This is a genomic window from Haemophilus sp. SZY H8, assembly GCF_018829755.1.
GTDB lineage: Bacteria > Pseudomonadota > Gammaproteobacteria > Enterobacterales > Pasteurellaceae > Haemophilus > Haemophilus haemolyticus_K.
Genome location: NZ_JAHKJY010000003.1, coordinates 320,821 through 332,244, shown reverse-complemented (window position 1 = coordinate 332,244; position 11,424 = coordinate 320,821). Strand labels below are relative to the sequence as shown.

The 11,424-nt window shown below is 36.6% G+C and carries 10 protein-coding genes and 1 pseudogene; 3 read left to right on the top strand and 8 right to left on the bottom strand.

Annotated elements, in window-relative coordinates; translation table 11 throughout:
- Position 1: 1 nt before the first annotated feature.
- The 5 genes and pseudogenes from KKW16_RS07015 to KKW16_RS06995 all read right to left on the bottom strand — a co-directional run.
- A pseudogene (locus tag KKW16_RS07015) lies at positions 2 to 728 on the bottom strand (TniB family NTP-binding protein); the annotation flags it as partial.
- Between the two features lie 18 nt (positions 729 to 746).
- A complete protein-coding gene (locus KKW16_RS07010) occupies positions 747 to 998 on the bottom strand; it encodes a hypothetical protein (protein WP_226385932.1) in 252 nt (83 codons plus the stop codon).
- On the bottom strand, positions 976 to 1,641 hold the full coding sequence (locus KKW16_RS07005) for a TnsA endonuclease N-terminal domain-containing protein (RefSeq protein ID WP_226385933.1): 666 nt from the start codon (positions 1,639 to 1,641) through the stop codon (positions 976 to 978). The genes KKW16_RS07010 and KKW16_RS07005 overlap by 23 nt, the downstream gene beginning before the upstream one ends.
- A 112-nt stretch (positions 1,642 to 1,753) precedes the next feature.
- Complete coding sequence (locus tag KKW16_RS07000) at positions 1,754 to 2,035, bottom strand: hypothetical protein (protein ID WP_048953144.1); 282 nt, start codon at positions 2,033 to 2,035, stop codon at positions 1,754 to 1,756.
- Positions 2,036 to 2,125: 90 nt separating this feature from the next.
- Positions 2,126 to 2,977 (bottom strand): SDR family oxidoreductase, encoded by an 852-nt coding sequence (locus KKW16_RS06995; protein ID WP_048953143.1) that lies wholly within the window; start codon positions 2,975 to 2,977, stop codon positions 2,126 to 2,128.
- 165 nt (positions 2,978 to 3,142) lie between these two features.
- Here KKW16_RS06995 and KKW16_RS06990 point away from each other — a divergent pair, with 165 nt between their 5' ends.
- The gene (locus KKW16_RS06990; protein WP_048953142.1) at positions 3,143 to 3,502 is read left to right on the top strand and encodes a winged helix-turn-helix transcriptional regulator; all 360 of its coding nucleotides are present in this window, start codon (positions 3,143 to 3,145) and stop codon (positions 3,500 to 3,502) included.
- An 82-nt stretch (positions 3,503 to 3,584) separates the two neighbouring features.
- Here the strand turns inward: KKW16_RS06990 and KKW16_RS06985 are convergent, their stop codons facing one another.
- The 3 genes from KKW16_RS06985 to KKW16_RS06975 all read right to left on the bottom strand — a co-directional run bounded on the left by KKW16_RS06985 (position 3,585) and on the right by KKW16_RS06975 (position 9,518).
- Positions 3,585 to 5,243 (bottom strand): ABC transporter ATP-binding protein, encoded by a 1,659-nt coding sequence (locus KKW16_RS06985; RefSeq protein ID WP_048953141.1) that lies wholly within the window; start codon positions 5,241 to 5,243, stop codon positions 3,585 to 3,587.
- Positions 5,236 to 6,981 carry an ABC transporter ATP-binding protein/permease gene (locus KKW16_RS06980; RefSeq protein ID WP_048953140.1) on the bottom strand — a complete coding sequence of 582 codons (1,746 nt, stop codon included), beginning with the start codon at positions 6,979 to 6,981 and terminating at the stop codon, positions 5,236 to 5,238. The genes KKW16_RS06985 and KKW16_RS06980 overlap by 8 nt, the downstream gene beginning before the upstream one ends.
- Before the next feature lie 140 nt (positions 6,982 to 7,121).
- Positions 7,122 to 9,518: a TonB-dependent hemoglobin/transferrin/lactoferrin family receptor gene (locus KKW16_RS06975; RefSeq protein ID WP_048953139.1), complete on the bottom strand. Its 2,397-nt coding sequence runs from the start codon at positions 9,516 to 9,518 to the stop codon at positions 7,122 to 7,124.
- A gap of 215 nt (positions 9,519 to 9,733) precedes the next feature.
- On the opposite strand from KKW16_RS06975, the gene hemC reads away from it, so the two are divergent.
- Both hemC and KKW16_RS06965 read left to right on the top strand, forming a co-directional pair.
- Entirely contained in the window at positions 9,734 to 10,663 is a 930-nt protein-coding gene (hemC, locus tag KKW16_RS06970) for a hydroxymethylbilane synthase (protein ID WP_140524274.1), read from the top strand.
- Positions 10,664 to 10,675: 12 nt separating this feature from the next.
- Complete coding sequence (locus KKW16_RS06965; RefSeq protein ID WP_140524276.1) at positions 10,676 to 11,422, top strand: uroporphyrinogen-III synthase; 747 nt, start codon at positions 10,676 to 10,678, stop codon at positions 11,420 to 11,422.
- Positions 11,423 to 11,424 lie beyond the last annotated feature (2 nt).

The window sequence follows — 11,424 nt, the reverse complement described above, 5'->3', positions numbered from 1 at the left end:
TTTACTCGATAATTTTACGTAAGCCCTGCGTTGGTTGTACCCATGAATTATGCTCAATAATGTCTGATGTAATTTACTCAGTCCCACTTGTAATCGCTTCAACAGTACATACGTTTAATAAACAATATACATTGCCTAAGTTGCCACCTGAGATTGTATTAATCTTTGTTGCTAACTCTGGTGATTGTAGATTAGAACATTTCTTTAATGGCAAAATACCTTGAAATTGGAAGAGTAGTTTTTGAAAATCCTTATTCAATTTCCATATTGGCAACTCCGCTACATCAAAACGACTGGTATGCTGTGGATAGGTGTGTAAAACACGGATTGCATCTTTTGTACCTACGCTTACAATCGGAATTTGCAATTCATTGCACAACATTTTAATAGCATTCATTATTTGGCGTTGCAAACGCGGTGTTCCCATAAGCAACGAATGAAATTCGTTAATAATCAGCATTTTTACCTTGTATTCACGGAATAAGTGAATAGTCTGATAACGCAATTTAGCGACACTGTCCGTTGTGTCGATACGGAATATAAAAACGTTCCAATAACGAGATATAAAGCTCTTTTTTATTTGCACTCGGCGGTGCTTCTGCCAAAATAATGGGGTGCACGCCGTCTGATTGACTGTCCACAAAAGGTATGCCGTACAAATCATAAAAGTGTCGAATAAGCGTCGTTTTACTATTGTTAGAATCACCGACTGCCAACAAATTGAACATACTCATATTGCTTTTCCATTACTCAATCTCCCCAAATGTGAAATCATTGTCTAAAAGCAAGTTAGAAGCAGGTGTTTTGACTGTTTCTGTTGGTTTGCTTTCGGGTAAACTTGTTGGGATTACCACCTTGCTTTTCGCATGGACTTTCTGCCGTTGAGCCTGTCTGCAAGCTTTCTTAGTCCTATGTGCAGATTGTTCAACCAGTTTGCGCATCAATACTACAGGATCTCGACGAAATAAAAATTCCTTACTTTTTTTCGTCTGAATCATTGGTGTACATATTGAGTGCTACATCGTAGTAACGTAAACCATCAATTGTCACTCCATTATGCTGAATAGTCCGTTTTTTACTTGGTAGGAAATGGTAGAGTGAATCTGTAAAAAGGTGAGAAAGTAGAAAATCTATCATAGTACTGCCATGTAACTTAACTTGAGTAAGTACCGCCTCAATATCTTCAAGATTACATTGCTGTTGCTTGTAACTTTGAACAGAGTTAATGTTAAATAACGCAAGGTGACGAATTCTATCTTCATTATAAACGTGGAAAATACACTTATTCTTTTTACAAAATGCCATTGTTGCTTTCCATTTTTCTTTCCAATTACGCCAATGTTCTTGCCATTTTGATTTCGGTTTTACTTCAATCAAAAGCGATGGTCGTCCATCATTGAAACAAATGAAGAAATCAGGAGTGTAAGGATAAGTCATTCCATTTTTCACAAACAGAATGCTAACAGGTTGAGAAACGATTTCCTCTACTGCAGGAATATAAGTAAAATAGAGTAAGAGATCACGCTCAAGTGTAGATTCGTAAGGAATGCTTACTCCATCTTTAAAAGGAAATAAGCCTGATACGCTAAGGCGTGTAGGTTTAATCTTACGAACCTGTTGAAAGGTAGGTTCTGTTTTCATAAATAATTTGACCTTTATTGGTATCTTTTAATATATTTTGACTGCTATTTGTGGTTTTATCGCCATTAAACAGTATCTTCTAAGAGTAAAAATAGGCTAAAGTCTTATTCTATCATTCTAGGTTTTGCCCATTATGATACTTATTTGTAGCTTTAACAAAATTGTAACTGCTTTCTAATACATCCGCTTGATTTTGTAACATTGGAACAATGTTAAAATAGCTATGAATTGTGGCTTGGCTGTCATTAAATTCCACTTCTTCAATGTAAAATGATAAAGAATCAACTTTTGAGTATTTTGCAAATTTGAAGCTACTGAGCGAAATTAAATGTGGACGATAATGGAGAGCTGAGTAGAAAATCAAAGATAAAAGAATAAAGATAATAAAAAGCATTGTTTCTCCTTATTTTTATTACTCCCCGAATAAACAAACGCTATTTAAAAAGGTGCGATAATAACCGCACCTTGTTTTAGTCAAATGTTATTAGTGGGATAAAGCTTGTTTCACTGCTACATCCAATCCAGCTGTTGGACGGCCAAGTAATTTCTCAAGGGTTTTGTCTTCTGAGAATAACGCACCGTTTGACGCATCTACATCCCATTGTGCAATTAAGCCTGCAAAGCTTTCATCTAATCCTGCTTGTACAAGTGCTGCGGCATAATCTGCTACAGGAATATCCACGTAAGGGATATCTTTACCTGTTTGTTTGCTGATTTCTGCTGCAAGGTCAGCTAATGTCCAGCTGCTTGATCCGGCAAGCTCGTAAGTTTGGTTTTCATGACCTTCACCTAGCGCCACATTTACTGCAGCTTCAGCAAGTTCTGCACGAAGTACAGACGAAATTTTGCCGTTTTTTGCTGAACCGTAGAAAGCATTGTTTGCTAATGCTGCCGGAATTGAAGCTGTGTAGTTTTCGGTGTACCAACCATTGCGTAAAATAGTGTAAGTAATACCCGAAGCTTTTAATGCAGCTTCAGTTTCAACGTGCTCACCGGCAAGGGATTTTACAGTATTATTGTTGGTCGCGCCGAGTAAACTGGTATAGATAATATGTTTCACACCCGCTTTTTTCGCCGATTCAATTACGTTGTTGTGTTGTACAAAACGCTGACCGATTTCATTACTTGATACTAAAATTAATGTATCTACGCCTTGTAATGCTTCTACTTGTCCTTCTGTTTTTGAATAATCAAATTTGCGAGCTTCTACACCTAAAATTTTTTCTGGAGAGCGTACAAGCGCAAGAACGTTTGCTTGTTTTGCTTTTAATAAGTCTAATGCGATTGCGCCAAATTGACCTGTTGCACCAGTAATTGCGATAGTTTTAGTTGTCATGATGTTTTCCTTCTCGTTAAGTTGAAATGATGTTTGAACATTTGATTGTTCGCTTGATGTGGCGTATTATATTTTAATACTTACTTTTGAGAAGTACTTACATAAACGTAAGTTTTGGAATTTTTTAAAAAATTTTTCAAATTGTTGATTTTTAAGGAATTAAAAATGGAAAAAAATTTAAATCGTGGGAACGTACTGGCTTCAGCTTGCCCTTCTCGCCAAATTTTGCAACATTTAACCAGTCGTTGGGGCGCATTAGTGTTAGTGAGTTTACATTCTGGCACCAAGCGTTTTAGTGAACTTCGCCGTGCTATTGATGGCGTAAGCGAGCGTATGTTGACTAAAACCCTGCAGGAATTGGAGGCTGATGGTATGTTAATCCGTAAATCCTATAATACCGTGCCACCGCAAGTGGATTACACATTAACAGAATTTGGGACAGAGGCATCTAATAAGATGTTTGATTTGGTGGATTGGTTAGAAACAAATTTACCTGAAATTTTAGATACAGTGAAAAAACATTAAGAATTATTACTGAACTTGTTTATGGAAATTCCTAAGGTAAAAAAATCGCACCTTTAACAGTGCGATTTTTTCTTATATTAATTTAGGACATTCTGCCGTTTTCTATGCCAATCACCTGATCACAAATTGCCATGGTGGATTGGCGATGGCTGACGAGAATAATCAATTTCTCAGCTTTTACATCGAGTAATGATTTCAAAATCATTGCTTCGTTTAAGCTATCCAAATTACTGGTTGGCTCATCAAGCAAGATAATCGGTGCATTATGTAAAAATGCTCGGGCAATACCGATACGTTGTTTTTCACCATCAGACAGGTTACCGCCTAATTCCGTCATTTTTGTTTGATAACCTTGTGGCAAGCTTAAAATGAAATCATGAATTGAAGCTTTCTTCGCGGCTTCCATAATTTCATCTAACGTTGCATCACGGCGCGCAAGACGGATATTTTCCTCAATGGTTTCGTTGAAAATATAGGTTTGCTGAGTAATGTATGCCATATTGTCACGCAAGCTACGAGTGTTGATATTCGGTAAAGTTTCGCTGTTAATTTTAATGCTACCTGATTTTGGATCGTAAAAACGCATCAGCAATTTCAACAAGGTACTTTTACCGCTTCCGCTTCTGCCGTGAATCCCTAAGATTTCACCTTTTTTCACAGATAAGCTGACATCCGATAAAATTTGTTCTTCACCGTAAGCGAAGTTTACATTCTCTACATCAATGCGAGAAACCTCCTTCAAATCTACCGCACTTTCTACATCTTTTAACTCTGGTTCTTCTGCTAATAAACCTAATACTCGCTCACCTGAAGCCAAAGTTTGTAATAAGTTGCTTGAAAGGTTACTTAAGGCAATAACTGGCCCGTAGCTCGACATCAATAAAATCACACCAATTAAAAAGGCTGAGAAATCAATTTTATCTAAGCTAAATAAAATTAAGCCTGTGAATAATATAATTATGTTAAACGCCGATACCGCCACTTCAGTATAAACACGCACTTTTGCTTCTTGGTCTTTAATACGTTCAAAAGCTGTATCGATTTTTTGGCTGCGTTGTTGGATTTCATCTAACCGTTGTTTCGCATAACCGAAGAGCTGAATTTCTTTCATACCTCGCACACTGTCGAGGAAGAAATCATTCATTTCGCCCACTAATTCACGATAACGTCTGCCATCTTCACGCGCTAATTTAGTGGTGATAATCGGTAAAATAACACCCACTGTCAAATACGCAGCCAACGCCACAAGCACAAACCAACCTGAAAGATGCGCAAAGACCAACAATAAAATCACAGAGGTAAAGAACGCGATCATAATTGGCGCAATGGTATGCGCATAGAACACTTCGAGCAATTCAATATCATTAGTCACTAAAGACACTAATTGCCCTGCTTGTTTATCTTGCAACTTCACAAAAGCCAAACGGCGCAAAGAAGAAAACACTTTGTCACGCAATAATGCGAGTAATTTAAAAGCGATGTAGTGCCCAGACATTTGCTCTAAATAACGCAGTGCGCCACGAGCCACCGCCAATACTATAAGTGCGGTCAAAATTCCGGAGAAACTTAAATGAGTGTCAAAGTTAAGAAGATTTACTAACCCCATCGCACCCAGCACCATAATAAAGATGGCAGCCAGGAAACCAAGCGTACCCATAGTAATGGTAAACGCCATAATATGTGCGAGTGGAGTCACTAATTTCAACAAATGCCCCATAACAACAAAACCATTTTTACGCATTTGCCACCTCTCTAATTTGTTCTAAATCTTTTTGTTGTTGGAACATTTCAGCATACGCACCTTGTTTTGTCATTAAGGTTTGGTGAGTGCCTTGCTCAATCAATTTACCTTGGTCAAGTACGTTAATACAGTCCGCATTTACCGCATTTGCTAAGCGGTGAGAAATCATCACAATGGTTTTTTGTTGTTTAAATTGCTGAATGAACTGCAAAATAATTTCTTCGCTTTCCACATCAATGTTACTGGTCGCTTCATCAAAAATGTAAAGCTCGGCATTGTGTAATAAAGCACGCGCTAAGGCTAAACGTTGAATCTGACCGCCCGATAAATTCGCACCACGGCTTAATAATTGCATATCTAAGCCACCATTTTCGCGTACAAAATGGGCAAGATTCACTTGTTCTAAACACGCATAAATTTGCTCGTCTGTGGCATCAATTTTCGCCATCGTCATATTTTCACGCAGCGAGCCTTTAAACACGTAGCTACTATGGCTCACCAACGATACTTTTTGATAGAAAGAAGTGCGGTCTATTTCTGAGGCGTTTTGTCCATTAAACAAAATCTCACCTTGTTGCGCTTTATTAAAGCCCATCAACAAAGAAACTAAAGTTGATTTACCGCAACCACTTTTACCCACAAACACTGAAAGTTGATTTGGTTGAATCGTTAAAGTTAAACCCTGAATTGCTGGTTTTTCTGCAGAATACGCAAAATGTAAATCTTTAATTTCCACTTGAACGTTATTTTTGGCTTCAAAATTTACCGCACTTTGTTGGGTTTCCACAGGCGTATCAAGTAATGTGAAGATCTTATCTGAAGCCGCTTTACCATTCATCGCCACATGGAAGAAAGAACCAAGCAAACGAAGCGGAATAAAGAACTCAGAGGAAAGGAGAATAAATAAAATCACGCCTAACACGCTGAGTTGTGCATCTTGGAATTGCAATAGTGCGGTTAAAATCCCGATTGCCGCACCGCCGTAAGCAAGTAAATCCATAAGAGAAACCGAGTTAAGCTGCATGGTAAGCACTTTCATGGTAATTTTGCGGAAATGCTCAGCCTCTTTATCCATCTCTTTCGCTTTGTAAGCGTCGTCTTGATAGATTTTCAAAGTAATTAAACCCTGTAGGTTATCTAAAAAGCTGCTGCCTAATCCCACATAGATGGACCAATATTTTGCTAAGAGTTTTTTCGCAATTTTATTCACCGCAATGATCGACATAGGGATAAGCGGCACGCAAATTAATAAAATAATGGCTGTTTTAAAGCTGAAAAAAATCAAGAAAACAAAGAGGGTAAGCGGTGCAAGCAAGCTATAAAAAAGCTGCGGCAAATAACGCCCAAAGTAGATTTCAAGCTGTTCTACACCTTCTGATGCCACTTGGATAATGCTTGAAGTAGATTGTTGATTCACTTGGTTAAGTGGCATAGAAGCCAATTTACGATAAATGAGGCTACGCAATTCATGCTTCACTTTTGTGCTGGCAAAATAAGACGCCTGCACCGATTTTTTACCCGCAAAAGCACGTAATGCTAATGCCGCAATTAAAATCACACCTAAACCCACCGCACTTGACATCGTCAACTCTTTAAAATAAGCGGCTTGTAAAATATAAGAAAACACGACGGCACTAATAATCCCGCCAACTAACGCCACCCAATTCCACAACACCGTGACACCAATCCATTTTTTACTATCGGCCACAGTGTTAATTAGGCGTTTATCTATCATCATAATGATTGCTCCTAAAATAAAAAGAAGTACGCATAGAATTATGCGTACTTTATATGTAGGGAATGGAAGTTAGCACAATCCATGCACTCAGATTATTTATGTGTGTGAATGGAAAACGATTCACACACCCTACAAATTAATTAGAATCGAATTTCTACAGAAGCTGAGAAGTTACGACCTGGTTGATAGAAACGTTCAAGACCATAGCCTGTATCCCAGTTTAATCCATTTGTTGTTGAACGACGATTTATACCACGTAAGCTATCCCACGTATGGTATTTACGGTCAAGTAAGTTATACACACCAGCACGTAATGTTACATTTTCTACTGGTTTATAATAACCAAATAGATCTACAACAAAAGCAGAACCATTTAACCAGCGATAAGGTTTAATAAGATTATAGCTTATGTCAGCTCCTTGTTCACATCCTCCATCCAGATCACCATACCAATCTCTAGTTGGGCGTAAACATTCATGTTTTACTTCTTGGATTTTAGCATCTTTGTCTTTTTTAGCACCTAAATACGTAAATCTTGAAAAGATACCCCATACTTTATTAGGAGATTCATAATCTAAACCAAAAATTGTTTTTATTGGTTGAATTGATTGTAAACTTTCTCCATTAGACAAAGAACCTTTACTGTAACCTAGAGCACCAAATAACTTAAAGCCATCAGGTATTTTTTGATACAGAGAATGTAAGTTTAACGATCCTTTAAACTCAATGCCTGAAATTTTTGCTCTGTCAAGATTAACCATTTGTTGATATAACTCAGGAATTGTCGGATTACAAAATTTAGGATCATTATAACAACTATACTCGTCATAATATTTATTCGGAACTTCTTTCTCTGTTTCTTGTTCATACAAGAAATTGCGATAACGAGTGTGATAAATCGTTACATCTAAATCCCCTTTCTCACCACGACCTTGTAACGTTAAACTTTGACTTAAGCTACGTTCTGTTTTTAAATCTGGATTAGCAGCCCAATTACCATAAATATTCTCATAGGTAAAAAACATTTCGGATGCACTTGGCAAACGATATCCAGTGCTCAACAAATAACTTAATTTCCAGGCTTCATTAATTTGACCATTTAATCCAATTAACCCTGTCCAATCGTTAAATTTAGCTTTTTCTGGTTTTTTAGGTTGGAATTGAGGATTTCTATATGGAACATTATAATCTAAAGGTTCCATCTTTGTATGATCATAACGAATACCAACATTAGCTGAAAATATATCATTAAATGTCACGTTATCTAGCAAAGAAACACCATATTGGGTAGTTTTCACTGGGTTTTGGATTGTATAAATATTAGTTTTTCTAGTGTTTCTAGTTAAATCAATATCAGTATCATAATTCACATTTTGGAAATTTTTCTCACTAACAAAAGATTGGAATGAGAATCTATGATCACCAAACAAATCAAAAGATTTCGTATCTAATCGTAAAGATACTCTTTTATATTTTGTTTTTGTTTGACGATCATCTACTTCTGTTGCTGGATTCTTAGATAAATCTTTTTCATTTCTCCAAGAAGAATAAACATAATCCCCTTTATGATTAACAGAACCTAAATTAGTTTGTTGATAATCAAAATCCGCTCTTATTAATGTAAATAATCCTGATTTAGGTAAATATTGATAATTAGTATTTATTGTATATATTTTTTGAGAATCATCAGACTCACGATAAGAATTCAATAGATTATATGAATACTCGTCGGTGTAACGACTTGACTTCTGTCCTGAAATAGAAAAATTAATTCTATTCTCATCATTTAATTGATAACCAATTTTAGCTAAATAACTATTATTCCAATGTTTTGAGGGATCTGGTGTTTGTCTATTTTGCCCTCTAACCAACTCTCCACTGCCAGCACTTTTCATTTCGTGTCCATTACGATAAGAGTAAAGCAACGTTAAATCTACTTTCTCTCCTATATAGCCCAATCCCATTGTATGGAACCATTCTCGATTTTTGCTTGCGTAGCCATTACGTAAAAGGACACCATAATTTTTATTTGGCAGTAAAAAATCCCCTGCTTCCAATGTCCGATAATTTACTCCACCACCAAGGTAACCACTACCTTGATTAAAAGAATCTGAGCCACGAACAATATCAATTTCACGAACTAATTCTGAATCAATAGATAATCTTGAGCTATTAAAATTACCATAACGAGCATAAAGTGAATTTTCTTCGCTATCTGGTAAATTAACACCATCAATACTAATTCCTACACGATTATTTTCTACCCCACGAATAGAGAAACCTTTTAAGAATCTACCATTATCACTGATACCAACATCAGTTGTATAACGAACCAAATCTCGAGTATCACGGATCATCTCTTTTTGAATTGTTTTTTCATTTTTATGAATCACAGCGGATTGTGTTTTACGTGGAGATGATATTTCATCCGTAACCTTAATTTCAGACAATTGCTCCTCAGCCAAAGCATAACTCGTAACAGACATGCCAGCAGTAATCAGCAACAGAGCATAAGGGGTTAATTTATGTTGTTTCATTTATGATTTCCTTAAGTTATATAAATGATAATTATTATAAATAATGAATTTTTATTTTGTATATATTTTTGATAATTATTTTTATTTTGTGATCGAGATCAAAAAATTAAGTTGAGCTTTATTTTACTAATCATCATCACAGTACAATCAAAATGACTTTTTTTCCTAACAGTGATAGGATAATTGGCAGTTTTATTATGTAAATTGAATCAATTATGACCCAATCTCGAATTGTAAAAATCGCAACGCGTCAAAGTCCTTTAGCTTTATGGCAAGCAAATTTTGTGAAAGAGCGCTTAGAGCAACTTCATTCCCATTTAACAGTTGAACTTGTGCCTATGGTGACAAAAGGTGATGTGATTTTAGATTCACCTTTAGCAAAAATTGGGGGTAAAGGTTTATTTGTGAAAGAACTAGAGCATGCATTATTGGAGAAGCGAGCAGATATAGCTGTACATTCAATGAAAGATGTACCAATGACTTTTCCTGAAGGTTTAGGCTTAAGTGTGATTTGTAAACGCGAAGATCCACGAGATGCTTTTGTTTCAAATTCTTACTGTTCTTTATCTGAATTACCACGGGGCGCGATTGTAGGAACATCTAGCTTACGTCGTCAATGCCAGTTAAAACAGCTTCGACCAGATTTAGATATTCGTTCTTTACGTGGAAATGTGGGTACGCGTTTGAGTAAACTTGATACTGGTGAATACGATGCCATTATTTTGGCTTCTGCAGGTTTAATTCGTTTAGGTTTAGCATCTAGAATTGCTTCTTTTATTGAAGTAGAACAGTCATTGCCGGCTGCAGGACAAGGTGCTGTAGGAATAGAATGCCGAACGGATGATATAGTCGTGAAAGATTTATTAGCGCCGCTAGCTGATGAAGAAACAACAGTATGTGTTTTGGCTGAACGTGCGATGAATACTGCATTACAAGGTGGATGTCAGGTACCAATTGGGGGGTATGCTGTGTTACAGGGAGATGAAATTTATTTACGTGCATTAGTGGGTGATGTGGATGGTTCGTTGATTCTTCGAGCAGAAGGCAAAAGTGCGGTAGAAAATGCAGAAGAATTAGGCCGTACTTTGGCTAAACAGTTATTAGCTCAAGGTGCTGATAAAATTTTAGCAAGAATTTATGCATAATAGGGGGAAGTAATGGCTGTCTTAGTAACTCGCCCTGACGAACGTGGTAGGCAATTGGTTGATATGTTAAGTCAATCAGGTGTGGCAGCACTTCATTTGCCTTTATTTACTCTAGAAGAAGGCTATGAGCTTGTTAATTTACCCACTAGATTAAATCAACTCAATGCTGGTGATTATGTGTTCTTGGTTTCTAAAAGTGCGGTGGATTTTGCAGATAAAATATTAAAAAAAACAAATAATATTTGGAGAAAAGATTTACATTTCTTTACAGTTGGAGAACGAACCGCACAGTATTTTTCTTGTCAAAGCGAGCGCAATGTGCGTTACCCTATTCGTTCTGAAAGCAGTGAAGGTTTGTTAGAGTTACCCGAAATGCAATTTTTGCAAGGCAAACAAATTTTAATATTACGAGCTAATAATGGTCGAGATTTTTTCCGCAAACAAGCGGAATTACGTGGAGCATTGGTAAGCTATGTTGAATGTTATCGTCGGGAGCCTCTTCTTTATGATGCAGAAGAAAAAATAAATATTTGTAAGCGTTTAGGTGTAAATACTATTGTGGCGACAAGCTTAGACATCGTTCAATTCCTATTAACATTTGTGCCTGAAAATGATCAGGCATGGTTAAAACAATGCACACTGATTACTGTAAGCCAACGTATTGCTAATTTTACGAAAGAAGCTGGTTGGGCTAATGTCGTCATTTCTCCTAAAGCAGATAACACAAGTTTATTAAATACCTTACTTAAGACTCATTAAGG

Excerpts from the sequence above, each read along its gene's own strand:
- KKW16_RS06980 (WP_048953140.1), bottom strand. The coding sequence starts at position 6,981 with ATGATGATAGATAAACGCCTAATTAACACTGTGGCCGATAGTAAAAAA.
- KKW16_RS06985 (WP_048953141.1), bottom strand. The coding sequence starts at position 5,243 with ATGCGTAAAAATGGTTTTGTTGTTATGGGGCATTTGTTGAAATTAGTG.
- KKW16_RS07005 (WP_226385933.1), bottom strand. The coding sequence starts at position 1,641 with ATGAAAACAGAACCTACCTTTCAACAGGTTCGTAAGATTAAACCTACA.
- KKW16_RS06990 (WP_048953142.1), top strand. The coding sequence starts at position 3,143 with ATGGAAAAAAATTTAAATCGTGGGAACGTACTGGCTTCAGCTTGCCCT.
- KKW16_RS06975 (WP_048953139.1), bottom strand. The coding sequence starts at position 9,518 with ATGAAACAACATAAATTAACCCCTTATGCTCTGTTGCTGATTACTGCT.
- KKW16_RS07000 (WP_048953144.1), bottom strand. The coding sequence starts at position 2,035 with ATGCTTTTTATTATCTTTATTCTTTTATCTTTGATTTTCTACTCAGCT.
- KKW16_RS06995 (WP_048953143.1), bottom strand. The coding sequence starts at position 2,977 with ATGACAACTAAAACTATCGCAATTACTGGTGCAACAGGTCAATTTGGC.
- hemC (WP_140524274.1), top strand. The coding sequence starts at position 9,734 with ATGACCCAATCTCGAATTGTAAAAATCGCAACGCGTCAAAGTCCTTTA.
- KKW16_RS07010 (WP_226385932.1), bottom strand. The coding sequence starts at position 998 with ATGATTCAGACGAAAAAAAGTAAGGAATTTTTATTTCGTCGAGATCCT.
- KKW16_RS06965 (WP_140524276.1), top strand. The coding sequence starts at position 10,676 with ATGGCTGTCTTAGTAACTCGCCCTGACGAACGTGGTAGGCAATTGGTT.